Raw genomic sequence first — 23,718 nt, forward strand, 5'->3', positions numbered from 1 at the left:
AATACAAATGAATACAATCACTAACCATTCTCCTTCCCTGTTTGATGATGGTCAGATCGGAACCGGTTATACAGCTATGCAATCTGTGGAAGCTCATCCTACCTCTATGAATAGTCTGGTAGAACTGCTGTATGAGGGTTTCTATATTGTTTTTCTGTTAAAGAATCATTATGTTCCAACAGATATAGAAGCCTTCCGTGAAAAAATTCTGGAGATGTTAAAACGCTTTGAATATCAGGCAAGACAGATGCAATTTGCAGCCAAAGATATTCAAGATGCAGAATATGCCTATTGCGCCTTAGTAGATGAAACAATTGTCACGCAGCAGGATGAGAGATTTTTTGATCTGAAAAATTTTTGGATGATAAGCCCCTTACAGTTAAGCCTGTTTGGTTCACAACTTGCCGGTTATCGGTTCTTTGAACACCTAGAAGAAATACAGCATAAAGATAAGCAGCGCATTGCAGTATTAGAGGTATATCATTATTGCCTTTTATTGGGCTTTCATGGAAAGTATCGTATTGAATCTACTGAACATTTCAATAGCCTGATTGCTCGAGTTGGGGAGCAGATTGATTATCTCAAAGGTAAAAAAGCGACCTTTGCTCCTTTCTCGGCGCTTCCGGATCAGATTAAGCATATTATTCATCGAGAATTACCATTTTTCTGGATTCTGATTTTTTTACTGTTATTTGCCGTGATCAGCTTTGTGGCTTTTAAATATGCTTTGTCAACAGAACAGGCTGGCGTTTTTACTCAATATCAAAATCTGATCAGTACGCCTGCTGAACAAGCCTATATTACAATTCATTTACCCTGATTAGAATTTTCCAATAAATATAATGAACCCCGATAAAAATAAAGACTTAAAAATAACGCCGTTGGGTTAAATTGTATTAATAAAAAATTTAGATTGAATCCTCATTAGATCAATAATTTAACTTATGATTTTTATTATATTGAGCAGTTTTATTATATTAAGTTTAGCTCTGCTATCTTACGAGTTGCGGTTCAGGATACAGGATGTATTTCTTGGTTTAATTCCACAAAGTAAACAACAATATACTCACGTAAAACAGTTTGTTCAGAAATTTCATCGGGCAGCATCACCTGAGCATATTCAGTCCGATTGGTATTTACAGCAATGGTGGATTTTGATTGCCAGCTTTACCTTATTTGGCAGTATTATGATGTTCACTTTTACTCAGCCCCTTACTGCGAGTAAGTTTGAATCTGAATATTTAAAGAAAGTTGATCCACAGATTTATGCATTATTAGATGGGCAAATATTAACGGCTCCGACTGAGGTCGATGAGCAGCTCATTATTGAAGCCTTGCAAGAAGAATCTTTAGCAAATCGTCCTGTAATTTCAGCGCAAAGCCTTAATTTAAATAATGAGGACATTCATATACCAGTCACTCATATACATCCAGATATCAGCACAGCAGACCGTAAATGGCATAAGATGAATCCACGCTTTAAACAGCGCCTACTAGTGGTGTTTAAAATTATGCGAGAACAGCATGGTTATGACCTGGTTTTGCTCGAAGGTTATCGAAGTCCGGAAAGACAAAATTCTTTGGCAACAAACAGCAATATAACCAAGGCCAAAGGTTTTCAAAGCTATCATCAGTTTGGGTTGGCTGCAGATATTGCCTTTAAACGGAATGGAAAGGTCGTGATCAGCGAACGTGATCCATGGGCCATGCGTGGTTATGAGTTGTATGGCCAGATTGCTGAATCAGTTGGTTTAACTTGGGGTGGTCGCTGGAAATCCATTAGGGATTTCGGACATACTGAATATCGTATGCCCGGTTTAAAGAAAACAGCTGAAATGGCGCATCAATTGATACATGAAGGTCAATTACAGGCACAGACATTTCAGCCTTAAACATAAAGTAGTGTGTTAATTCAGAAAGGTCTGCATATGTTTAATAACTTCATCTGGTTTTTCACCATGTAACCAGTGTCCTGTATTTTCGATAACTTCAATTTTTGCTTGAGAAAATTGTTCACCAATTGCCTCAAAATGCTCAGGTTTTGAGATATAAAAAGAGTTACCCCCATGCAGGAACAAGGCTGGCTGATTAATTTTTTCGACTTTTCCCCAATCCATAATATCTGGATAATGATCAAATAAAGCCTGAACATTAAAGAGCCATTGGCCTTTATTGAAGGATTTTAATAAAAATTGAATCACCATTTCTTCAAGAATATATTCACGCATAATTTTTGCTGCTTCAAGCCGTGAAGTCACATTTGCTTGCTGTACTGCGAATAAGGCTTTAAAAATTTCACTATGATGATCTTCATGATATTCGATCGGTGTAATATCAAGGACGACTAATTTTTCAGTTTGTTCGCGGGCTAAGTCCGCAATCTTCATGGCAATTTTTCCGCCCATGGAATGCCCTACTACAATGAATTTTTCAATATTTAAACTGGATAAAGTTTCACATACATCTTCAGCCATAAGCTGATAATTTAAGTCTGGGCTATGAGCAGAATGACCATGATTACGTATATCAAGTTGAATCACGGTTCTTTGCTCGGAAAAATGTCGCGCCAACATTCCTAAATTACTGAGACTACCGAATAAACCATGAATAAAGACCATTGGAGACAGTGTAGAAATTTCATGGTGGTGTAGTTGATAATTGAGGATCATTTGAGAATTCCGTGATTTCATACTTTAGATATTAATAGTGGGTTTATATTGGAAATTAATCAATTGCCAAATTTCAAAAGAATAAAAATTACTTAGGCTATTTATATGCATTTTGTTTTGCTTAGGCTAAAAAATTGACCTAAGAATGAAGATGCAGGAGATAAAAAAGAAGTTATTTTATGCAGTTTCAATTTAAAAAATCATTTATTCATGGCTTTATCCCAGTCTTGATGGGATGAGCTTATTATATTTTTATAATTGAAATTTGGTGGTGAAAAATTTGGCTACTATTATTATTGATCATCTTATATCTCCCTATGTCTAATTTCATCATAGAGATTTAATTCAAGAATTCTGAATAGACTAAATTTTTTAGTCATAATTTCTTTCAAGCCAAATAATTATTTAAAAAAACATATTTTGCGGATAGCTCACCCTTTCTTAATCATAGTTGTATGTTTTAATCATCTAGGATGAGGTTTACTAGAATATATAATTTGCTTAGGCTATTTATGGGTGGATAGATAGTTTTACCTCCTGCTTGAAATATAGAACATTGGAACAATAACCCGATCTCCAAAGCTACGCTTAGCTACTTACTCTAAAAAAATTTAAAAATAAATTATTAACTAGGGCGTGTCCTCATTTGAAAAATTGGTTTTAAATACTTAAAATCCTCCTTTAAGCTCTTTTGATTTCTATATTTTTTCAATGGCACGTACTCTTCTCACCGATGATATCTGGCAGCAAATTCAAGATACTATGCGATTACACGGTTGTTACTGTTCAAAGAATAGTAGAAATATCATGGAAGCGATCTTATGGAAACTGCGTACAGGCGCCACATGGCGTGATATTCCCCAAGAATTTTGTCCTTGGCAAACTGCTTACAATCGCTTTAATCGTTGGGCAAGCAAGGGATTGTGGGATAAATTTTTTTTAGATTACGAGGCGTCTTGGATCAAGAATGGGTATTCATTGACGGAAGTTACATACGCGTGCATCAACATGCAAGTGGAGCTCGGCATGGTTTCGAAAGAGCAATTGGACAATCACGTGGTGGACGAACAACAAAAATACATCTTGCAACCGACGCGAATGGATTACCGATTGATTTTAAAATCACTGGGGGTGACGTCCACGACAGTCAAGTTGCAAAACAACTGATTGATACGGTAGACGAGGCAACTTATCTCATTGCTGATAAGGGGTATGATGCTGAGCACATTAGAATATATGCCAAGAACAAGAATATGATTCCCATTATTCCATTGAGATCAAACAGTAAGAGATCGAATAAGGAATTTGATAAATATCTATATAAATTAAGACATTTAGTTGAAAATGCTTTTGCGAGATTAAAACATTTCCGTGCTATTGCAACTCGATTTGATAAACTGGCACGCAATTATAAATCTATGATTCGTATAGCCTGTATATTTATTTGGTGCAAAGCCAAATGAGGACACACCCTAATACTTCTTAATTTTCAATATTCTTGGATATATCTCCGCGATAGTCGATATATATAGGAATTTTACTTTAGTTTAACTCAACAAAAACACAATAATTCAAAGGTAGTTGGTTTCTTTAATATGCGGTTTTTAGATCAGGAAAACCCAAGTTTTAATAAAAATATTATTTCTTGTCTTGTTTAAGAAATATGAGGGATTCAGTATTTAAAAAGTGTGTATGCTCTATTCAACTTCTCTGTTTTTACAAAAAACGGCTGTAGTCATTCCAGATTGATTCAAACTCTGATCCTGCCGCTCAAGAAAACTCCTGGCGATCATGGCCATCGTCGGTGCCATATCCAGACTGCTATTTTCTTCAGAAACTTTTTGAATATCCTGATAGGCTTTCAGTCGGTTACAGAAAGCCTGGCGTTGGGTTTGGGCATCTGCTTTTTTATCATTTTCATCTAAAATATGCTTGGTTTCATTGACGATTTTAGTCTGCGCTGAAATAAACTGGTCATAGGCACTTTGTGAAAACGGCTCTGCGAAGACCACACTATTCAGTCCTGACAATAATCCAGCACAAATGAAAGATGATTTTTTTAGCATTTAGATTCCTTCTTTCCAGACATCTTCATAATCATCGGCATCAATCATGAAACGAAAACCTGTTTCCAGAGCCAGATATGGTAGCACTTCTGGTGCGATATCCTGTAATTCACGTACTGTCATGATTTCAAAAGCATCTTCACTTGAAGGTTCTCCACCATAAATGTACCAGCTGATATTTTCAGCTGTCTCAGGCTTGTTACGAATGCCGACAATCGGATCCTGTTTTAATGTATGTACGGCCACGGCAATAACATCATCACCACTGACTTCAACGTAAGCCGAGCCTACTTCTTCACAGAGTAGCTTTTGTTCTGCAATCAGTTCTTGTAAAGGTGACAGGTTTTGCGTGTTTTTCGACATTCGGTCTTACTCATCAATTTGCATTAGCACGCTATTTTAACTTAATTTTAATAAGGCTGATGTGGATTTCGTCGATATCTAAGAAATATCTGCCCTTAAAAGTGTTAAGGGCAGATATAAATTTCAAGATTATTTGAAGACTTTAAAGCGTTCTTCATTCGCAAGATAATCTTTGGCGCGCGGCTCACCTTCTATCGAACCAAATACCAGCTGCGCACGAAGCTTCCAGTTCGATGGAATGTCCCATTCAGCATGTACCTGTTCATCCACGATCGGATTGTAATGTTGCAATGATGCGCCCAGACCTTCGGTATGCAATGCCGTCCACGTTGCAAATTGCGCGATTGCAGTAGAATGCTCTGCCCATATTGGGAAGTTGTCTGCATAAGATGGGAACTGTTCCTGTAAACCCTGTACGACGGTGTGATCTTCATAAAACAGTACGGTGCCCACGCCTGCTGCAAAACTGGCCATTTTGGCTGTCGTTTTTGCAGCGCTCTCTTCGTCTTTGGCATAGCTTTTTAATTTGTCTGCAACCAAGCCCCAGAACTTCTCATGTTCTGAATTGAATAAAATGACGGCGCGTGAAGACTGGGAATTGAAAGAAGATGGACTTTGCTTGATCGCAGTCTGAATCAGATCAGTTAAATATTCAGGAGATTGTTCAACATTCTTGGCAATGGCATAAATAGTACGGCGTTTAGTAATTAAATCTAAAAACTGATTCGACATTTTTGAAAATCCTGGGATATATCTTCGGTAAAATTTGAACCTTCAGTTATTTTTGTGAAGGATAACTAATCAATGAAGCTTTAACCTTTCAATAAGGTAAAGCCTATATACCTTAAAAAATAATGAAGGTAATTACTAGGCTATTTAATTGATATTTTTATATATTTTTTAGCTAAAAATGATAACTTTCATCTACTTTTGAACAATTGTTAAAATTATTGCCCTATAAGAATGCCCCGGGATAAATAGTAGTGCATCACGCCCTATTGTCGGGCAAAATCCTGGAAAGTATTCAACTTTATGATTCTAATTGGGTGAAGCGGCTTACTAAAGAAAATCATCATTTTGCTTAGGCTATTTTTAGTATTAGTTTTTTAGGGAGGAAATCTTGTTCTCCAGACAAAATTAATCCCCCAAAAATGGAGGACTAATTTGATCAACTAAAACTATAAACTTAAATTAAAATTTCGCGTTCAAGACCTGAATAGATACTTTGCTTTTCCAAAGCTCACGTAGTGTCGGTAAATAGAATTTCTCACCTAGCTCAACCAGTTCAGCATCAATCAGTGCATGCATTTCGTGCATAAACAGATAATCAAGATCAACAGTTGTCAGCTTAACCTGCTGTTTTTGATAGTCTTTACGTTTCTGTTGGGCCTGTTTAACCAAGCGATCAGCAAATGCTTTATCTTTAAACTGGGTAATCGCCTTCAAACGCAGTTCGATAATGCCCCAACCGGTTAACAGCATTTGGAATGTCTCAAAGTCGCCGCTAGTCGATTCCCATGACATTTCTTCCAGATTTTCATCATCTGGGAGTACAGGTAAAAGAAGTTCCATGACACTTGGAAAAATCTTTTTGAAATTCAGAATAAATTTAACAGGATGCTCACCTGGATAATCCTTGAATTGCACCTTTCTTTGAACATCTGTTAAATAAATATCAAGCATAAAACAATCATCAGTGGTTAATCTCATCTAGTGCTATTGTACGCAACTCCGGCCGAGATAAAAACCACCGCTGCCTATTCCATGATAAAACAGGCTTAAAGACTGAAAAATAAAAGCGTTACAAGCCTTATTTGGCACTCGGTGACACCATTTTCTCCGGACGGACGACTTCATCAAACTGTTCAGCTGTGACTAAACCAAGCTCAACTGCCACCTGTTTTAATGTTTTACCCTCTTTATAGGCGGTTTTGGCAACCTTGGCTGCATTCTCATAACCAATCACCGGGTTTAATGCAGTGACCAGCATTAAAGAGTCATACAAGAAATGATCAATTTTGTCACGGTTTGGCTCAATACCTACGGCGCAGTGATCATTGAAACTGTTACAGGCATCACCCAAGAGCTGGATCGATTGCAACAGGTTATGAGCGATAACAGGCATAAACACATTCAGCTCAAAGTTACCTGATGCACCCGCCACATTAATCGTAGTGTCATTTCCAAGCACTTGTGCCACGACCATGGTCATTGCTTCACTTTGCGTCGGATTGACTTTACCTGGCATGATGCTAGAACCCGGCTCATTTTCAGGAATACGCAGTTCACCAAAACCACAACGCGGCCCACTGGCTAGCCAGCGAATATCGTTGGCGATTTTATTCAGGCTAACTGCTAGGGTTTTTAATGCACCTGAAGCAAATACCGCGGCATCACGGCCTGCCAAAGCTTCAAATTTGTTGGGTGCAGTCACAAATGGTAGGCCTGTTAACTTTTCCAGAGTTTCTGCTGCCTGAACTGCATAATCAGGATGGGCATTCAGACCTGTACCGACGGCGGTACCACCCAATGGTAATTCATATAAACCCATTAAGGCCTGTTGTAAGCGAATCAAGCCATGATCAAGCTGTGATACATAACCACTAAACTCCTGACCCAAGGTTAAAGGCGTCGCATCCTGTAAATGAGTCCGGCCAATTTTTATAATATCGGCAAAGGCTAAAGATTTTGCATGTAAGGTATCGCGTAAACGTGTCACCGCTGGAATTAAGAGTTCATTGATCTGCAAACTTGCTGCGACATGGATCGCGGTCGGGAATGAATCATTGGTTGATTGCGCACGGTTAACATGATCGTTCGGATGAACCGGTTTTTGCGCACCTAAATGATTGCCCAGTTTCTGATTCGCAATATTGGCAATTACCTCATTACAGTTCATATTACTTTGCGTACCTGAACCGGTCTGCCAGACCACTAATGGAAATTGGCTATCCCACTGTCCACTAATGACTTCATCTGCGGCATCCACAATATAGCCCGACAATTCTTGAGGAATCTGCTCCAGTTTGGCATTGGTCAAGGCCGCCGATTTTTTGACCAAGCCCATCGCGCGAATCATGGCCCGTGGCAGGCGTTCGTTGCCAATCTTGAAATTTTGCAAGCTGCGCTGAGTCTGAGCGCCCCATAAAGCCTCACTCGGTACAGCAACTTCTCCCATCGTGTCATGTTCAATACGTGTTTGCATGTTAAACCTCAATTTTTATTACATATTGCTGATTTTAAAAACTTCTATATCAATACGTTGCTAGATTTATTTAAAGTAGACTATTGTGCCGAACATGTAAATGATAATTATTATCAAATATATGTTTAATTATCTGACTTACTGCCCTCTCAGCGTGTTTTGATAAAATAACCATTCATCCTCTAACATCTTTCTGATTGAGCGCTGAGGTTGCCAATGCAGGATATTCTGTGCTTTTTCGATGTTTGCCCCCAATTGATCCATTTCGGCATGCGGATATGGCAAAGCATCAATGGTTTTGATAGCAGACTGAGTCACTTCAGCCAGCTGATCCAGTAAATCCTGAATAGAAATGAGTTTTCCGGCAATATTAAAGGCCTCACAGCTAAATTCTTGTTGTTGCGATAGCCATTGCAAAGACTTGATCACGGCATCACAACAGTCTGCCACATGCAGAAAACTACGCTCTACTGTGCCATCTGCAGTATGGGCCTGCCGGCGTAATTCAAGATATTCACGTTGCTGGGCAGCGACCTGCATTGCCAAAGGCACAATATTTTTCGGTAAAGGTGGCACCGCTTCCCCCAAAACACCATGTTCAAAGGCACCGGCAATATTGCACAGACGCAGGATTGCGATCCGCCATTCATTGTCGGTTTTGCCGGTATCCCGAATAATTTCCTCAATCATCTGTTGCGATTTGATATAGGGATTAGGATAAGTATAGTTAAAAGGCAAGTCTTCACTGAGATCTGTGCCGGATTGTCCATATACGGCCAGACTGGATAAATGCACCAGATGACGCACGCCGGTACGTTGCATGGCACGCATCAAACTCATGATACAGCTGACATTGTCATTATAATATTCAAGTGGTTTTAATACTGATTCTTCCAGGGACTTAAAACTTGCAGTATGCACTACAGCCTGAATCGAATGCTGTTCAAAGACTTTGTTCAATGCTGGCGTATTGCGAATATCAATTTTGATAAAAGGCACGTACATGCCAGAGATAAATTCAAGACGCTCCAGAGTCTGTAAGTTGGCATTGGCCAAATTATCGACCACAATGACCTCTAGTCCTTGTGCTAACAGACTTAAAGCAATATGTGAGCCTAAAAAGCCTAATCCACCCGTCACTAAAATCATTTATACTACCTACTTTCTGATGAAGCCAAGATCAATCTGTTGCTATTGATCAAGCCTGTAGTGAATTTCGATGAGTACCTTAATTCTTGTTACCTCCGCACCGACTTCCATTTATGCCTGGCATGCCCTGGGTTTAGCTCAGGCCTTGCAGGATAAACAGGAAGCATTCCGTGTATTTTTCTATCAGGACGGCGTATCGGTCGCAAATGCACTGCAATGGGTACCCGACGATCAACGTCATCTTATACAAGCCTGGCAAGCGCTACAGATTCGCCTCCCGGTCTGTGTAAGTGCAGCATTGGCGCGCGGAATTACAGATCCGGACAATGCTCAACGTCACAATATTCAGCAGCATAATCTGGCAGATGCCTTTGAATTGGTCGGTTTAGGTGAACTTGCCGATGCTGTTCAATCCTCACAACGTCTGATTCAATTCTAGATGTTCCATTTTTTAGAATGTGTTGCTTTTCCAAGGAATCTTGTGTGAAATCTGTACTTGTTATATTAACTCAAGCCAATCTGACCAGCCTGCAGGTGCATGAGAGTCTGTCTGCGACAATGGTTTTGGCGACATTTGGCTCGGAAGTTAAAGTCCTGCTACAGGGTGCTGCCCTTAGTCTTCTGCGTTCAGAACTGCAATTTGATCAGTTACAACATGCCTTTAAACTGGCATCGAATATGGTCGACAGTTTCGAGTTTTATGATCTTACTCCGATTCTGGTTGAACAGAAAAACCAGAACTCTCCGTTTGTGGCTCAGAGCGAACAGGAAATCGAATTTATTGAGCTGAATCCTGAATTTATTCAGAGCTTTGATCATGTGCTGTACTGGTAAGGAATAAGGAGATACAAATGTCAAACCACACACTTTACCTGATCCAGTCCACCTATGCGGCAACTACACAGATCCTCGATCAACTGGCTCAGTTTTATACAACGGGCGATCAGGTCGTGCTGATGGGTGAAGCCGTATTACAGCTAGAACATTCATTCCTGCAAAGCTTGCAGCAAGTCCACATACTGGAAAATGATGCACAGCTCTTGATACAGCCTTTTCCTGAACAGATAAAGCTTTTGAATTATGCGGATTTTGCAGATCTTTGCCTCAAGTTTAATCGCTGCATTTCAATGAAATAATGAATGAGTTAGATATGAATTTAGAATTGGATCAAGATGGTCATCTGGTTGACTATACCCTCTGGAATGAAGAAGTCGCCCAGGTCCTGGCCAATAGCCTGGAACTAAAATTGACCCCATGGCATTTTGAAATTCTGCAAGCGGTGCGTCAGTTCTATCAGCAGTTTGGCCATTCACCGGCAACACGCCCTCTAATTAAATTTTTAATGAAAACTGTCAGTGCCGATATCAACAATGCCATGCTTCAGGAAAAGTTCAATACAGGTCTGGTGGCTCGCCATTTAAGCCGTTTGGCCGGCGTACCCAAGCCTGCGAACTGTTTATAAAACTGTTTATAAAAACACGCTGTTTTCAATACTCTATATCTAAAAGCCTGAAGCCTCATTCGGGCTTTTTAATGAAATTTATTTCTATATCTAGAATAGTAAAGATACTCATGGCTTGAATTGGTCAACTTCGGGTTTGTTCTAGTGTTCGCAAAGCCCGATGCAATTCATGATCCATCTCGGGCAGAACTTTCAGCAGAAACTCAATTTGTGCTTTCGCCTCGTCCCGAGTCACCAGTTGGACCTCTACCAGCTTTTGCTGCTTCATAATTAACAAACTAACCTGTTGAGGATCTGGCCGTTGTCCCGCACTTAAGGCATTAATGATCTGCGTAAAGTCCAGATACAACTGTTCTTGTTGCTTGAACAGTTTACTTTGCTTTGCAGCTGCATCAGTCTGTTCTGTTTTCGTCGTTTGATTATTCGCAGGAGAGCCGACCAACGTAGAAATTGCAGACTTTTCAGCTGGAAGGACTGGATCAGAATAAGCCTGATCATTAAAATTTGTCCGATAGATTTCCTGTCGTATCTGATAGCCTATACCCACTAAAATACCGAACAAGAGCAACCCGATCACTACATATAAAAGAATTGTTTTATGATTCATCTTTGTGTCTCCAGCTCAGCAAAGACAGCCTTTATCAAAAAGCTGTCTTTTCGCTAATCGACTACGGCGTTGACCAGTCTGCTGGCGCATAACCCATCCGAACGCGTTGTGGATGATTCCCTACTGGTACACTCAACACTTTATTACCTGTAGCAAAATCAATCACTGTGACTACATCGGTTTCACTTTCGGAAATTACACAGCTACGACCATCCGGGCTGCGCGTCGCCCAATAGGGTTTACCTGCAGAGATCAGTTTCCCGGCAGTAAGCGTCTTGCGATCTACAATGGTAGCGTAGTTATCCATGGTACCGGCAACACAGAGTTTTTCACCATCAGCACTGATTGACAAACCATGATGACGCGAATCATTGACCCATTTTGTCCGGTCTTTCGGGATACTATCACTGCCCGGAAGCTGTCCGATCCGGCTAATTTTGTTCTGATTCAGATCATATTCAATCAGACCATTAAAAAATGAAACCTGGGCATACAGTTTGGTTTCATCCTTGCTAAACACCATCGGTCGTACTGAATTAGATAAATCTTTGCGGCCAAAAGCATCGAGTGCAGGTCTGAAATCAATTTTTCTGACCACCTGATGCGTATTGGCATCTGCGATAGTGATATAGCGCTTGCCTTTGGTAAAGTCCTGCCATTGTGCATCCATCGACGTTTCGACATTGCCGATGGCTGAGTTCAGAATTTTGTTGCCGCCATCGAAGTAAATATTTTCATGCGGTTTATCGCCTGTGCTGAAACGTCCTAATTCCTTACCCGTATTAATATCCAGTACATGCACCACATTTCCTGAAGAGGCAGATACTGCAACCCGCTGCCCATCTGGTGATACCGCCATATGGTCGGCACGGAAACCTTCTACATGCGTACGCCAGTTAATCTTGCCAGTTTTGATATTGATTGAAACTACATCCGCAAAACTTGGCCGCGATGCGACCACTGATTGACCATCTGGAGTAGAGTACATATCATCTACCAGCTGATCATTGCCCTCACCGGCTGTAGCCTGGATATAAGTATAGGCAATCAGCTTGATTGGATTAAGATGGATTTCTTTCAGACGCTCTTTACGGTCAGGAATCATGTTAATGACGCCAATTTTGCCAAAATCACCCGATGGACGAATCACGGTAACCGTTCCATCCCAATTATTTCCAACAAAGAAAACCTGCTGTGAATTGGCGGGTGCAGCTGAAGGTGCAGAAGCGGCCTGTACACTTGGCAACGCAGATAGCATAGCCATCGCAGACAATGTCAGACAGAACTGTGGCCATTTTTTATTTTGAATTTTCATCCCTTATGCTCCGCATAATAATTTATATTTTTGTTTTTATTCCTTATTGTATACACAGTCAGGCTGTGTTTTCACGTCTCTAATATACAAATGTATAAGATGATTTACTGTTATTTCCGACCAAAAAATCTGAAGCTGGTTTAAATCTATCGCTTCAGATCCTATGAATTAAGTAAGCATTAAGTGAGAGCATCGCGCTTTGATCTTACGTATCCAGCACATCGACAAACTGTGCATTGAGCACTTTGGCAAGATCAGCCGGTTTTAACCCAATATCTAATCCTCTTTTACCACCACTCACATAAATCTTATCTAACTGTTCTGCGCTGGCATCAATCACCGTTTTTAAACATTTCTTTTGGCCAACTGGACTAATTCCCCCCACCAGATAACCGGTCAAGCGTTCGGCATGTTTAGGATCGGCCATCTGGAGTTTTTTACATCCCAAGGCCTGTGCTACTTTTTTCAGGTTAAGCTGATGATGTACCGGCAATACGGCAACAAAATACTGTTTCCCATCCGTGACCAATAAGGTTTTAAAAACTTCTTCCACCGAAAGCCCAAGCCTTTCAGCAGCTTCCAGTCCGAAACTTTTAGCATTGGCATCATGTTCATATTCATGAATGCTGTATTCAATTTTATTGGCTTTTAATAGTTTGCATGCAGGTGTCATAGAAAGTCTTGTTTGAAGCGAATCACATGATGAGATAAATATTAACTCAAGAAGTTAATTTAGATAAGGAACCTATCAAGCAAATTTTGCTTCAAGCCTGTATTTCGCTTCACTCAGACTCATTTTGTTCAATGGTTAGTTCCCTCACTACTTTTAAACTTTTCTGCGAAGAGAATAACGCGCAAAATAGCAGCAAATATATGCGTTTTTGCCACTATCTATAGGCTGAGCTAGTCATCACTGACCTGTCTAGAAGCCTCAAAGATGAACACATTCGTCACTTCATTCATCTCTAAACACCATACATATAACTCAAGCGTTTTATCTTCACCCTGCTGAGTTTCAATCTTGATTCTTGGAAGATTAAGTACATTCTTGTACAACACTTAGCATGGATAACTGAATTTAAAATGGTGTAATTAATTTCCATATCCTGGCAGGATATGCCTATAAAAATTCAAGCAAGAATATAAGAAACATTATTAAATTATTGCTTTATATTGTATTTTCAAGGTTTCACCCTATACTCAACGCCAGATATCAGCTTTTATATAAAGAAAATAACCGAAAAAATCTTAAAGCCTAACACCGCCAATTTCCAACGTCATCAAAATCAAATATGGTAGTCAGATCAGCCAGACAATGAAGTCTAAAAGACTTAAAATATGACGAAATGGAAGAATTTAGCGTTAATATGGAGGTACAGTTACATAAAGGATATTAACTGTTTTTGCCAATTGAGCTTACAATGAAAATAATCCGAACATCCAAGGAATTGTAATTTTTTAACATTGCCAAATCTCTGCAAAGTTTTCATTATAGCGCCACTGTTTGCTATATGCTTTCTACGTCAATTCAAAGAAATTATAAATAGTAATGTAGAAAATCATGCAATAATAAGCAGAGTTTGCAGACATCTTGTAGACAAACCCCGATACTTTTTAATTGGAGCATGCTGGATGAGTTCGACCATTTTGGTTATTCATGGACCGAATTTAAACTTGCTTGGGAAGCGCGAACCAGAAGTTTATGGTTACCTTAGTCTTGACGATATTAATCAGCAACTGATTGCCCAGGCTCAACAGGCTACATTACAACTAGATACTTTCCAGAGCAACTGGGAAGGCGCTATTGTTGACCGAATTCACCAAGCCCAGCAAGACGGCGTTCACTATATCATTATTAATCCGGCAGCATTGACCCATACCTCTGTTGCGGTTCGCGATGCCCTTCTTGGTGTTGCCATTCCTTTTATTGAAGTCCATCTGTCTAATGTTCATGCACGTGAGGCGTTCCGCCATCATTCGTACTTGTCGGATAAAGCAATCGGTGTGATCTGTGGTCTAGGTGCAAAAGGTTATGCTGCTGCCCTCGACTATGTCATTGAAAAAATACAACCTTCTACACAATCTTAATTAGGAATACTGTCTCATGGATATCCGTAAAATCAAGAAACTCATCGACTTGATGATTGAATCTGACTTACAGGCGATCGAAGTTAAAGAAGGCGATCAATCGATTGCATTAACTCGTCGCAATCCAGTGGTTGCAGCAGCTGTTCCTGCAATGCCTGCACCAGCAGCCGAAGCACCAGCAGTAAAATCACCTCGCGGTGCAGTTGAAACATCACCAATGGTCGGCGTGTTCTATGCAGCACCAAGTCCAGGTGAACCAACATTTGTAAAAGTAGGCCAAACCGTTTCTGCAGGCGATACGCTTGGTATTATCGAAGCAATGAAAATCATGAACCCAATTGAAGCAACTCAAAGCGGCGTGATTGAAGAAATTCTGGTGAAAAATGGTGAAGTGATTCAATTCGGTCAACCACTTTTCCGCTACCGCGCTTAATCACCCCGGGGACTTATTATAATGTTGCAAAAAGTTTTAATTGCAAACCGTGGTGAAATTGCATTACGCATCACCCGGGCTTGCAGAACTTTAGGGATCAAAACTGTAGGTGTCTATTCTGACGCAGACAAGGACCTGATGCATTTGCGTTTCTGTGATGAAGCAGTATGTATTGGTCCTGGCGCGAGCAGTGACAGCTACCTGAATATTCCTGCGATTATTACAGCTGCAGAAATTACTGGTGCAGATGCCATCCATCCTGGTTATGGATTTCTCGCTGAAAATGCGGAATTTGCTGAAATTGTAGAAAATTCTGGTTTTATCTTTATTGGTCCACGTCCGGAACATATCCGTTTGATGGGGAACAAGGTTTCTGCGATTACCGCAATGCGTAAAGCAGGTGTACCGACTGTACCCGGCTCTGCCCATGCAGTGACACCGAACAATGCCATGGCTGAAGCAAAAGAGATCGGTTTTCCACTGATTGTCAAAGCTGCTTCTGGTGGTGGGGGGCGTGGTATGCGTATTGTAGAAAATGTCGATACCCTGCTCGAATCTGTTCAGGCTGCACAGCGTGATGCGGAAATGTGGTTTGGTGATGATACGGTCTATATGGAACGTTTCCTGCAAAAGCCACGTCACGTTGAAGTGCAAGTGTTGGCTGATGGTAATGGCCATGCAATTCATCTGTATGATCGTGACTGTTCACTACAGCGCCGCCATCAGAAAGTACTGGAAGAAGCTCCAGCACCGAACTTACCTGAACAAGCACGTGCTGACATTTTAGAAGCCTGTGTAAATGCATGTAAGCTGATGCAATATCGTGGTGCAGGTACATTCGAATTCTTGTTTGAAGATGATGAATTCTTCTTCATTGAAATGAATACGCGTGTTCAGGTTGAACACCCGGTGACTGAAATGGTCACGGGTATCGATATTATCGAACAGCAATTACGTATTGCTGGTGGTTTAGGTCTCGATATTCAGCAAGAAGACGTCAAGGTTCTGGGACATGCGATTGAATGCCGTATTAACGCAGAAGATCCATCGACCTTCTTGCCTTCACCAGGCAAGATTGAAAACTTCTATGCACCAGGTGGTGCAGGTATCCGTTTAGATTCACATGTCTATCCAGGCTATAGCATTCCACCCTATTATGATTCGATGATTGCTAAACTGATTGCGCATGGCAAGGATCGCGAAACCTCTATTTCTCGAATGAGAAATGCTCTGGAAGAAATGATTCTGACTGGCGTGAAAACCAATATTCCTTTGCATAAGGACCTAATCCTTCAGGATAAAAACTTTTGCAAACAGGCAATGGATATCCATTATCTGGAAAAACACTTGTTAAAGCAGCTTGAAGGTGCTGAAGACAAAGCCTGAATCAAAGTTCATAAAAAAACCGCTATCATTAGCGGTTTTTTTATTGTTGACCATTTAAGGCAATATACGTCTAAGTACGGCAAAACATTGTTCGGCCTTGTCATTGGCGCAGAAGTTAATTGTGTAGGGGTTTTGCCAGTTCACAAAATACTGTGAAATTTCTCCAGATTGGTCAACCTGATTGCCTGAGCAGTCTTTTTCATTATTGTCATATTTCACTTGAAGAATCAGTGCTGGAATCTGCTGCGATGGGTCCTGTGCCGGCTGATAGTCATACAACCCTGAGGTCCATTCGTCGCCACTTTTAATCACCACATTATTATTGCCTTTAAAATTATAATATTCGATACATTTTTTATTATTCGGAATTTCCATTCCCCACAATCCGACAATTTCTGGACGGGTTTTCACGGTAAATGTATTTGGGATTGCAGCAGCTTTAGCAGGAGCGCTCACTGGTTTTTTATTTTCTGTCGCCATTAGCCAAGGTGAGCTCATGAGTAAGATAAGGCTAAGACATATTTTTTTCATATTTACCGGCATCTTTTTAACAATTAACTCTAAATTATCATATTTTTTGCGATTATGTCCTGCTCTAACGCAATTTCAATACAGAGTCGAAGTTATTTATCATATTGTTTAAAAACATAGATTTCTTTTCTGGTTTTTTTTGTATATATTTCGTATATAAGATTCTTAACAAATTGTATTAATAACAAATCAATCAAACAATAAAATTATATTTTGGGTCAAACCTAATGGCTGAACAAAGTGATCATTCACACTTAGAAATTTGAATATAGGATTTTAAATTTGCAATTAACTCGAATAACAGAACAACAATTAAATCATGAAACCTATGCTTATTTTGTCATTGTTTTCGCTATTTTAGTGTGTTGTTTTATTGGCATAGCAACCAGACCGCTGGAGTACCTAGCCTTATTATGGCCGGCCAATGCAGCCTTGTTGGCCCTATTTTTGCGCTTTCCACATTTAAACAATCTGGGAGGCTGGCTCGGTGCATTCAGTGCTTTTATGTTTGCAGATCTGGTTACCGGGAATAATCTGCTGCAAAGCCTTTTTCTTACCCTTGCCAATCTGATCAGCACCATTGTTTCGATATTCTTTATCCGTTATTTCAAGATTAATTACAAATATTATAATACCGGTTATACCTTCGTTCATTTATTTGGCATCTTCGCTTTTGCAGGCTGTCTGGCCAGTGCGGCTTTTGCTGTTATCACCTTACCGAACCTACCCCATTCATTCATGAACAAAGAAAAATTATGGATTGATTTTGGTCTGTGGTGGACCGGTGAAATGGTGAATTATATTGTGGTTCTCCCTTTAATCTTGGCATTCCCCAGAATAAAAGACATTCAGTATTTTTTTAAAAACCGTCGTCAAAAACCTAACCATTTTAGCTATTTTTTACCCGCGTCTACGGTGGTGGCCTGTGTCATTCTCACCAATCTTTTCGCAGGTCCGGGTGCTATGCTTTACCCTTTGGCTGCACTAATCTGGGCTGCATTGACCTATCGCCTGTTTACCATGACCGTGATCAATGCCTTTGTGATTATCTTGACCTATTACAGCCTGACGCAGTTTTATGCGACCAATCACACTACCCTGGCAGACTCTACAATTTATATTTCACTGCGGATCGGGCTGTTTATGCTGGCCCTATCTCCGCTCATTCTGTGCATTATCAGCCAGAACCGGAATGAACTGTTTAAACGGGTCTTGTATCTGGCCAATCACGACAGTCTGACCCGTACTATGAATCGTCATTTCTTCTTTCAGAAAGGCGAATATTTACTGCAATATGCCAAGAGGATGGAGTTTTCAGTCATCATGCTGGATATTGACCACTTCAAACGCCTGAATGATCATTTTGGCCATCATGTGGGCGATAAAGTCCTGCAACACTTTGCGCAAATTGTACGTAGCAATTTACGCGCTCAAGACCTGTTTGCACGGATTGGCGGAGAAGAATTTGTACTTTTACTCTGGAATACCGAACCTGCAGAAGCACGCATTATTGCGGAACGGATTCGAGATCTCGTAGAAAAAACCCCGATGCATCAATCGGATGGCTCTCCTCTCTATATTACGGTGAGTGTAGGCATTACCCATCAAAATGCACCACAGTCCCAAGACCTGCAAAATCTGATCAATATTGCAGACCAAGCCTTATATCAGGCCAAGCATCTTGGGCGCAATCAGGTGGTGCTTGCATCTTAAACTAAAATCATCTACAACCTTGAAACAGCGTCAACGCTAGGGAATGGCAATGAAATTTGAAGAATATCTGCAATATGATGGTTTAGGACTGGCCGAACTGGTCGCCAATAAACAAGTACATTCAAGTGAACTATTATCTGTTGCTCTAGAACGCAGCTCAACTGCCAACCCTGAGCTGAATGCGATTATTATCCCGATGCATGAACATGCGTTAAAACGTAGCCAGCAAAATCTGTCCGGGCCTTTTGCCGGCGTGCCTTTTCTGGTCAAGGATCTGTTCCAGGAATATGCAGGTTATCCAACTTCTTATGGCTGTCAGGGCTTAAAACGTATCGGTTATATTGCCGAAACCAATGCAGAGATTGTCAATCGTTGGGAAAAAGCCGGTATCGTGACTTTTGGACGTACCAATACCCCGGAATTTGGCATTAAAGGCATTACCGAGCCGGATGCCTGGGGTAGCTGTAAAAATCCGTGGAATTTACAGCATAATAGTGGTGGCTCTTCAGGTGGTTCAGCTTCTGCCGTAGCTGCTGGAATTGTGCCGATTGCAGGTGCTGGTGATGGTGGGGGCTCAATCCGTATCCCCGCTTCCTATTGCGGCCTGTTTGGCCTAAAACCAAGTCGTGGCCGAACGCCTTGGGGACCACAAATGAGTGAAGCCATGCATGGCGCTGCAATTCAGCATGTATTAACAAAAACAGTGCGAGATAGTGCTGCGATGCTGGATGCCACACATGGTGAAGATCACAGTTCGCTGTTTCAGATCCAGCGTCCTCAGCAACATTATCTGGATGTGATTCAGCAGCCGCTGAAAAAGCTGAAAATTGCGTTTAGCACTGATTCAACTATTGGTACGCCTGTCTCTCAAGATGCGATCAAAGCCATCGAACAAACAGCAAAATTGCTGGAATCTTTGGGCCATGAAGTGGTCGAAGACCGTCCAGCCATTGATGGAATGCAACTGGCCAAGGATTTTATTACCACCTGGTTTAGCCAGTTTTCATTTATGCTGGATGAAATCCAGAAAAGCTACCCGTCCAAATCAAATGATTTTGAACTGGATTCTTTAGCGTTAGCAGCTTTTGGGGCTAAAACCAGCGCGATTGAATATATTCAGAACCTGAATAACTGGGGCCAGTACGTGACCCAAATGAATCATTTCTTTGATGATTATGATCTCTATCTGACGCCGGCAACGGCGACCGTGGCTCCAAAAAATGGTGAGGTCAAAACACCCGCCTGGCAAAAACCAATCCTGAAGGCTTTATTGGGGGTGGGTAAAGCACATTTACTGGCACAAGGAAAACTGGTTGATCAGATCGTGAAAGAAAACCTGAAATGGGTTCCTTTCACCCAACTGGCCAATATTACCGGACTGCCAGCCATGTCTGTACCGTTGTACTGGAATGACAAAAATCTGCCGCTCGGCTCGCAATTTATTGCACCATTTGCCCGTGAAGATCTGCTGCTACAACTGGCAGCTCAATTGGAGCAGGCACAGCCGTGGTTTGGGCAATATTCCAAAATTCGTATTTAATGCTAGGAAGATATTTTCAAGCCTGCTTTTGCAGTTCGACTTTGTTAGGCAATCCGAAAATCAGTAACAAGCCAAACAAGGTCGATGCAGCAGCAGCTATGAAGATATATGTGCCGCCCAATTGATCCCAATAATAACCCGCCAGAATACTGCCACCCGCCACACCAAGTCCCCACATGGTGCTATATAAGGCTTGTCCACGTCCCTGTTGTCCTGCAGAGAAGTTCTGGAAAATAACCTGCATCGCAATAATATGGAATAAACCAAAACTCAAAGCATGAATGGTTTGAGCAAAAAACTGTGCCATGAATGAAGCTGGAAACACACCAACAATCAACCATCTCAATCCGGTCATTAATAAACATAGCGTGACCAGATGACGCCATGACCAGCGTTTCAGAAAGAAAGTCGCGTAGGCAAACATGATGATTTCTGCAATGACTCCGACCGACCAGAGCAGTCCGATCTGACTGGTGCTAAATCCGGCCTGACTCAAATAATTACTATAAAAACTATAAAACGGCGCATGTGAAAACAGCAAAATCAGCTCAATCAGAAAAAAGCTATACACCACCGGGCGTTTGAATATTGGCCATAAGGGTTCGAGCTGTTTCTGTGCGGCAGGCGCCGTCGTGGGTTCCTTAATGGTAAATGACCAGAGAAAGGCCAAAAATGAAATACACAACAACAAGACTGGCAACATGCTGATGCTGATAATTTCAAAGATAGCACCCAAGCCAAATACACCGACAATAAAGCCAACTGATCCCCATTTTCGTACTTTGCCATAGAGTTCTGCTCTTTTTTCTCCGAGCCAGAACAACGTCACCCCTTCAAACTGTGCCAGAATGGCATTTTGAAAGAAACTGAAAATCAGCATCAGTAAAGCCACAGATTGAAAGCTGTTGGGAATGATAAAAATCATGAACCAGATACAGGCTTCCATCCAGGTCGCAATACGTACCAGCAGCATGCGTTTACCGGACTTGTCTGCAATCCAGCCCCAGATCAACGGCGCAAAGAACCGAGTGACAATTGCAATCGAAGATAAAATGCCAATTTCCTGATAATTGAAGCCTTGATCTTCAAGATACAGGCTCCAAAATGGCATGAACGCCCCAACAATGGCATAATAGAAAAAGTAGAATCCACTGAGCCTATGCTGAATTTTAAAAACTGGCATTAATTTTAATATCCCTTTATTTTCAATAACTTAAATCGAAAACAAGTTAGTCTTAGTTGCATTGAATTGGTCTCGGTTGTAGCTTGACAGTTTACAAATATGCAGAAAATATATTGAATAAGAATGTGCAAACTGGAGTTTAAGGCATTTGATTTTCATGAGTTTATGACTAAATGTTACGAAAGTAAAAACTTTGTAGCGGGAAGTAATGCCTTTAATTCAGAATATAGTTCTAGGTGAATACAACATAATATTAGATGATGATAAACAGTGAAAATACAAAGCTAAGGATAAGGAAATACGTAATGAGCGAACCACACATTTACTGCGATAGAAAAATTATCAAGTGTTCTGTTTGTGGAGCACAGGATGACTATAGTTTTAATGATACTCAGCAATTTTCTATTATTGCTGCTGCAGAAGGCAAGCAGACTCATGGGCGCTACTCTATTGAGAGTATCAAGTGTAAGAACTGCAATAAAGTGGCAAAAGACAGCCAAGATCCCTATTTTTATTATTAAGTTAAATTAAAAATAAATACCTACTTTTATATAGAGCACATGATAAAGAATGGATATATTTTTAGAAATGGATCTGGATGGGCTTAAAATTTAAAAGATTGATAATCACCCAAGCATGATCATTGTTTTAGATCTGAAGAGTCCGCAAAGAACTTCAGATCTAAAACTAAAAAATTAAAACTGACTCTAGCGGTATAGCAAGGAGATAAACAATGCCTGACTTTATAAGAGCTGCAGGCTTGGGTCTACTTTCCCTGCCGATGATGGCAATCAGTATTTCTAACACTGCACATGCTAATGCCTCGCCTATAGCAACTGGCTCTCCCACAGATCTTGCTTATCCCAATATAGATCATGGTTTAAATGAAAGTTTTTATCCTGATGAAGCAACCACAGCTAAAAATATTGCAGACATTATTGAGAAATCGATTCGGAAAGAGTATTCCACCGGTATCGCGCTACGTGATGCCCACCCTAAGGCACATGGCTGTGTACGTGCAGAATTCAAGATAGATGAAGCGCTTCCCAAAAACCTGGCCCAAGGTATTTTCCTTCCTGGAAAAACATATCCAGCCTGGATTCGTTTCTCTAGTGGATCTAGTAATGCCAAACAAGCAGATATTAAAAAAGATGCCCGTGGCATGGCAATAAAGCTTTTGGCAGTACCCGGAGAAAAGCTTTTAAATGATGAAATGTCCACTCAAGATTTCATCATGATTAATCATCCGGTCTTTTTTGTGAATGATCCAGCTCGTTATATGGCATTTATGCAGGATATAAATAGCGACAGCTTGCTCAAAAAACTGCATATTCCGTTTGCATTAGGGGCTAAAGGAACCTGGATCGCATTAAATACGAGGAATAAAATCTCTGATCCCCTGCAAACCAGATATTGGTCCATGGTGCCATATCAATTAGGAACAGGCGCTGATCGTCAAGCTATAAAGTATTCAGCCCAAGCATGTTCGACAGTCACAGATCCTATTCCCCATACTCCCCACAATAATTTTCTAAGAGAAAATTTGCGGAATCATTTGCAAAAAAGTGAGGCATGTATGGAGTTTTTGGTACAACCTCGAACATCAAACAGCATGTCGGTCGAAGATTCCATGACCGAATGGCCAGAAAGCGAGGCACCTTTCTACAAGGTAGCGACTATCCGTTTTCCTCAACAGGTTTTTGATACGCCTGAACAAAACAAGTTTTGTGAAAACCTCTCCTTTACGCCATGGCATACGCTACCGGAACACAGGCCCCTGGGAGTAATAAACCGGATGCGAAAGGTGATTTATGAGCGTATCAGTCAGCTTAGACATGAGATGAATTCGACTCAAAGAGTCGAACCACACTGAGATCCAAATACTTATATGAATTATCAATTAAATTGTAAACATAACTAAAGTCATTCTTGCACTGGTTATTAACTTTAACTTAATAACTTTAGTTTACAAACTTCGCTAAGAGTCAATTTAGAAAAATGAATAAAG

25 protein-coding genes and 1 pseudogene are annotated in these 23,718 nt (G+C 40.6%); 14 read left to right on the top strand and 12 right to left on the bottom strand.

Going from position 1 to position 23,718, the window contains the following annotated elements; all coding sequences use genetic code 11:
• Positions 1–7: 7 nt before the first annotated feature.
• Together icmH and KUG37_RS01745 are read left to right on the top strand one after the other, a co-directional pair.
• Entirely contained in the window at positions 8–820 is an 813-nt protein-coding gene (gene icmH / locus KUG37_RS01740; protein ID WP_216940121.1) for a type IVB secretion system protein IcmH/DotU, read from the top strand.
• A gap of 124 nt (positions 821–944) precedes the next feature.
• Positions 945–1,892 carry a M15 family metallopeptidase gene (locus KUG37_RS01745; protein WP_216934136.1) on the top strand — a complete coding sequence of 316 codons (948 nt, stop codon included), beginning with the start codon at positions 945–947 and terminating at the stop codon, positions 1,890–1,892.
• A 15-nt stretch (positions 1,893–1,907) separates the two neighbouring features.
• On the opposite strand, the gene KUG37_RS01750 is transcribed toward KUG37_RS01745, so the two are convergent.
• Positions 1,908–2,669: an alpha/beta fold hydrolase gene (locus tag KUG37_RS01750; RefSeq protein ID WP_216940123.1), complete on the bottom strand. Its 762-nt coding sequence runs from the start codon at positions 2,667–2,669 to the stop codon at positions 1,908–1,910.
• Positions 2,670–3,380: 711 nt separating this feature from the next.
• On the opposite strand from KUG37_RS01750, the pseudogene KUG37_RS01755 reads away from it, so the two are divergent.
• Positions 3,381–4,132: pseudogene (locus KUG37_RS01755) on the top strand (IS5 family transposase).
• Positions 4,133–4,366: 234 nt separating this feature from the next.
• On the opposite strand, the gene KUG37_RS01760 reads toward KUG37_RS01755, so the two are convergent.
• From KUG37_RS01760 to KUG37_RS01785, 6 genes are all read right to left on the bottom strand, one after another.
• Complete coding sequence (locus KUG37_RS01760; protein WP_216934138.1) at positions 4,367–4,735, bottom strand: hypothetical protein; 369 nt, start codon at positions 4,733–4,735, stop codon at positions 4,367–4,369.
• Positions 4,736–5,098, bottom strand: coding sequence for a hypothetical protein (locus KUG37_RS01765; protein ID WP_216934139.1), 363 nt, complete (start codon positions 5,096–5,098; stop codon positions 4,736–4,738).
• A gap of 129 nt (positions 5,099–5,227) precedes the next feature.
• Positions 5,228–5,830, bottom strand: a complete 603-nt coding sequence (locus KUG37_RS01770) for a nitroreductase family protein (protein ID WP_216934141.1) — start codon at positions 5,828–5,830, stop codon at positions 5,228–5,230.
• A gap of 459 nt (positions 5,831–6,289) precedes the next feature.
• Positions 6,290–6,781: a hypothetical protein gene (locus tag KUG37_RS01775; RefSeq protein WP_216934142.1), complete on the bottom strand. Its 492-nt coding sequence runs from the start codon at positions 6,779–6,781 to the stop codon at positions 6,290–6,292.
• A 127-nt stretch (positions 6,782–6,908) separates the two neighbouring features.
• A complete protein-coding gene (fumC, locus tag KUG37_RS01780; RefSeq protein ID WP_216934144.1) occupies positions 6,909–8,303 on the bottom strand; it encodes a class II fumarate hydratase in 1,395 nt (464 codons plus the stop codon).
• A gap of 138 nt (positions 8,304–8,441) precedes the next feature.
• A complete protein-coding gene (locus tag KUG37_RS01785; RefSeq protein ID WP_216934146.1) occupies positions 8,442–9,452 on the bottom strand; it encodes an NAD-dependent epimerase/dehydratase family protein in 1,011 nt (336 codons plus the stop codon).
• Positions 9,453–9,522: 70 nt separating this feature from the next.
• On the opposite strand from KUG37_RS01785, the gene tusD reads away from it, so the two are divergent.
• Genes tusD through KUG37_RS01805 form a run of 4 tightly spaced genes read left to right on the top strand, consistent with a single transcriptional unit; the run spans position 9,523 to position 10,914 of the window.
• Positions 9,523–9,891 carry a sulfurtransferase complex subunit TusD gene (tusD, locus tag KUG37_RS01790; protein ID WP_216934149.1) on the top strand — a complete coding sequence of 123 codons (369 nt, stop codon included), beginning with the start codon at positions 9,523–9,525 and terminating at the stop codon, positions 9,889–9,891.
• A 44-nt stretch (positions 9,892–9,935) separates the two neighbouring features.
• Complete coding sequence (locus tag KUG37_RS01795) at positions 9,936–10,286, top strand: hypothetical protein (RefSeq protein WP_216934151.1); 351 nt, start codon at positions 9,936–9,938, stop codon at positions 10,284–10,286.
• A gap of 17 nt (positions 10,287–10,303) precedes the next feature.
• On the top strand, positions 10,304–10,588 hold the full coding sequence (locus KUG37_RS01800) for a DsrH/TusB family sulfur metabolism protein (protein ID WP_216934153.1): 285 nt from the start codon (positions 10,304–10,306) through the stop codon (positions 10,586–10,588).
• A 14-nt stretch (positions 10,589–10,602) separates the two neighbouring features.
• On the top strand, positions 10,603–10,914 hold the full coding sequence (locus KUG37_RS01805) for a TusE/DsrC/DsvC family sulfur relay protein (RefSeq protein WP_216934155.1): 312 nt from the start codon (positions 10,603–10,605) through the stop codon (positions 10,912–10,914).
• 124 nt (positions 10,915–11,038) lie between these two features.
• On the opposite strand, the gene KUG37_RS01810 is transcribed toward KUG37_RS01805, so the two are convergent.
• The 3 genes from KUG37_RS01810 to ybaK all read right to left on the bottom strand — a co-directional run bounded on the left by KUG37_RS01810 (position 11,039) and on the right by ybaK (position 13,509).
• On the bottom strand, positions 11,039–11,521 hold the full coding sequence (locus KUG37_RS01810) for a hypothetical protein (RefSeq protein ID WP_216934157.1): 483 nt from the start codon (positions 11,519–11,521) through the stop codon (positions 11,039–11,041).
• Positions 11,522–11,582: 61 nt separating this feature from the next.
• Positions 11,583–12,836, bottom strand: coding sequence for a YncE family protein (locus KUG37_RS01815; RefSeq protein ID WP_216934159.1), 1,254 nt, complete (start codon positions 12,834–12,836; stop codon positions 11,583–11,585).
• A gap of 205 nt (positions 12,837–13,041) precedes the next feature.
• Positions 13,042–13,509 carry a Cys-tRNA(Pro) deacylase gene (ybaK, locus tag KUG37_RS01820; protein WP_216934161.1) on the bottom strand — a complete coding sequence of 156 codons (468 nt, stop codon included), beginning with the start codon at positions 13,507–13,509 and terminating at the stop codon, positions 13,042–13,044.
• 959 nt (positions 13,510–14,468) lie between these two features.
• On the opposite strand from ybaK, the gene aroQ reads away from it, so the two are divergent.
• The 3 genes from aroQ to accC are packed head-to-tail and all read left to right on the top strand — an operon-like array spanning position 14,469 to position 16,743.
• Positions 14,469–14,924 (top strand): type II 3-dehydroquinate dehydratase, encoded by a 456-nt coding sequence (gene aroQ, locus KUG37_RS01825; protein ID WP_216934163.1) that lies wholly within the window; start codon positions 14,469–14,471, stop codon positions 14,922–14,924.
• Between the two features lie 16 nt (positions 14,925–14,940).
• The gene (gene accB / locus KUG37_RS01830; RefSeq protein ID WP_004280199.1) at positions 14,941–15,357 is read left to right on the top strand and encodes an acetyl-CoA carboxylase biotin carboxyl carrier protein; all 417 of its coding nucleotides are present in this window, start codon (positions 14,941–14,943) and stop codon (positions 15,355–15,357) included.
• Between the two features lie 21 nt (positions 15,358–15,378).
• Positions 15,379–16,743 carry an acetyl-CoA carboxylase biotin carboxylase subunit gene (gene accC, locus KUG37_RS01835; protein ID WP_216934165.1) on the top strand — a complete coding sequence of 455 codons (1,365 nt, stop codon included), beginning with the start codon at positions 15,379–15,381 and terminating at the stop codon, positions 16,741–16,743.
• A 54-nt stretch (positions 16,744–16,797) separates the two neighbouring features.
• Here accC and KUG37_RS01840 read toward each other — a convergent pair whose 3' ends face one another.
• On the bottom strand, positions 16,798–17,274 hold the full coding sequence (locus KUG37_RS01840; RefSeq protein ID WP_216934167.1) for a hypothetical protein: 477 nt from the start codon (positions 17,272–17,274) through the stop codon (positions 16,798–16,800).
• Between the two features lie 282 nt (positions 17,275–17,556).
• On the opposite strand from KUG37_RS01840, the gene KUG37_RS01845 reads away from it, so the two are divergent.
• Together KUG37_RS01845 and KUG37_RS01850 are read left to right on the top strand one after the other, a co-directional pair.
• A complete protein-coding gene (locus tag KUG37_RS01845; protein WP_216934169.1) occupies positions 17,557–18,987 on the top strand; it encodes a diguanylate cyclase in 1,431 nt (476 codons plus the stop codon).
• 49 nt (positions 18,988–19,036) lie between these two features.
• Positions 19,037–20,527: an amidase gene (locus KUG37_RS01850; protein WP_216934171.1), complete on the top strand. Its 1,491-nt coding sequence runs from the start codon at positions 19,037–19,039 to the stop codon at positions 20,525–20,527.
• Positions 20,528–20,543: 16 nt separating this feature from the next.
• Here KUG37_RS01850 and KUG37_RS01855 read toward each other — a convergent pair whose 3' ends face one another.
• A complete protein-coding gene (locus tag KUG37_RS01855) occupies positions 20,544–21,710 on the bottom strand; it encodes an MFS transporter (RefSeq protein ID WP_216934173.1) in 1,167 nt (388 codons plus the stop codon).
• A gap of 305 nt (positions 21,711–22,015) precedes the next feature.
• Between KUG37_RS01855 and KUG37_RS01860 the strand changes: the two genes are divergently transcribed.
• Together KUG37_RS01860 and KUG37_RS01865 are read left to right on the top strand one after the other, a co-directional pair.
• Entirely contained in the window at positions 22,016–22,231 is a 216-nt protein-coding gene (locus KUG37_RS01860) for a hypothetical protein (RefSeq protein ID WP_216934175.1), read from the top strand.
• Between the two features lie 212 nt (positions 22,232–22,443).
• Positions 22,444–23,583: a catalase family protein gene (locus KUG37_RS01865; RefSeq protein ID WP_216934178.1), complete on the top strand. Its 1,140-nt coding sequence runs from the start codon at positions 22,444–22,446 to the stop codon at positions 23,581–23,583.
• Positions 23,584–23,718: the final 135 nt, after the last annotated feature.

This window comes from Acinetobacter sp. BY419 (genome assembly GCF_019038395.1).
GTDB lineage: Bacteria > Pseudomonadota > Gammaproteobacteria > Pseudomonadales > Moraxellaceae > Acinetobacter.

Excerpts from the sequence above, each read along its gene's own strand:
- icmH (WP_216940121.1), top strand. The coding sequence starts at position 8 with ATGAATACAATCACTAACCATTCTCCTTCCCTGTTTGATGATGGTCAG.
- KUG37_RS01745 (WP_216934136.1), top strand. The coding sequence starts at position 945 with ATGATTTTTATTATATTGAGCAGTTTTATTATATTAAGTTTAGCTCTG.
- KUG37_RS01750 (WP_216940123.1), bottom strand. The coding sequence starts at position 2,669 with ATGATCCTCAATTATCAACTACACCACCATGAAATTTCTACACTGTCT.
- KUG37_RS01760 (WP_216934138.1), bottom strand. The coding sequence starts at position 4,735 with ATGCTAAAAAAATCATCTTTCATTTGTGCTGGATTATTGTCAGGACTG.
- KUG37_RS01765 (WP_216934139.1), bottom strand. The coding sequence starts at position 5,098 with ATGTCGAAAAACACGCAAAACCTGTCACCTTTACAAGAACTGATTGCA.
- KUG37_RS01770 (WP_216934141.1), bottom strand. The coding sequence starts at position 5,830 with ATGTCGAATCAGTTTTTAGATTTAATTACTAAACGCCGTACTATTTAT.
- KUG37_RS01775 (WP_216934142.1), bottom strand. The coding sequence starts at position 6,781 with ATGCTTGATATTTATTTAACAGATGTTCAAAGAAAGGTGCAATTCAAG.
- fumC (WP_216934144.1), bottom strand. The coding sequence starts at position 8,303 with ATGCAAACACGTATTGAACATGACACGATGGGAGAAGTTGCTGTACCG.
- KUG37_RS01785 (WP_216934146.1), bottom strand. The coding sequence starts at position 9,452 with ATGATTTTAGTGACGGGTGGATTAGGCTTTTTAGGCTCACATATTGCT.
- tusD (WP_216934149.1), top strand. The coding sequence starts at position 9,523 with ATGAGTACCTTAATTCTTGTTACCTCCGCACCGACTTCCATTTATGCC.
- KUG37_RS01800 (WP_216934153.1), top strand. The coding sequence starts at position 10,304 with ATGTCAAACCACACACTTTACCTGATCCAGTCCACCTATGCGGCAACT.
- KUG37_RS01805 (WP_216934155.1), top strand. The coding sequence starts at position 10,603 with ATGAATTTAGAATTGGATCAAGATGGTCATCTGGTTGACTATACCCTC.
- KUG37_RS01810 (WP_216934157.1), bottom strand. The coding sequence starts at position 11,521 with ATGAATCATAAAACAATTCTTTTATATGTAGTGATCGGGTTGCTCTTG.
- KUG37_RS01815 (WP_216934159.1), bottom strand. The coding sequence starts at position 12,836 with ATGAAAATTCAAAATAAAAAATGGCCACAGTTCTGTCTGACATTGTCT.
- ybaK (WP_216934161.1), bottom strand. The coding sequence starts at position 13,509 with ATGACACCTGCATGCAAACTATTAAAAGCCAATAAAATTGAATACAGC.
- aroQ (WP_216934163.1), top strand. The coding sequence starts at position 14,469 with ATGAGTTCGACCATTTTGGTTATTCATGGACCGAATTTAAACTTGCTT.
- accB (WP_004280199.1), top strand. The coding sequence starts at position 14,941 with ATGGATATCCGTAAAATCAAGAAACTCATCGACTTGATGATTGAATCT.
- accC (WP_216934165.1), top strand. The coding sequence starts at position 15,379 with ATGTTGCAAAAAGTTTTAATTGCAAACCGTGGTGAAATTGCATTACGC.
- KUG37_RS01840 (WP_216934167.1), bottom strand. The coding sequence starts at position 17,274 with ATGAAAAAAATATGTCTTAGCCTTATCTTACTCATGAGCTCACCTTGG.
- KUG37_RS01850 (WP_216934171.1), top strand. The coding sequence starts at position 19,037 with ATGAAATTTGAAGAATATCTGCAATATGATGGTTTAGGACTGGCCGAA.
- KUG37_RS01855 (WP_216934173.1), bottom strand. The coding sequence starts at position 21,710 with ATGCCAGTTTTTAAAATTCAGCATAGGCTCAGTGGATTCTACTTTTTC.
- KUG37_RS01860 (WP_216934175.1), top strand. The coding sequence starts at position 22,016 with ATGAGCGAACCACACATTTACTGCGATAGAAAAATTATCAAGTGTTCT.
- KUG37_RS01865 (WP_216934178.1), top strand. The coding sequence starts at position 22,444 with ATGCCTGACTTTATAAGAGCTGCAGGCTTGGGTCTACTTTCCCTGCCG.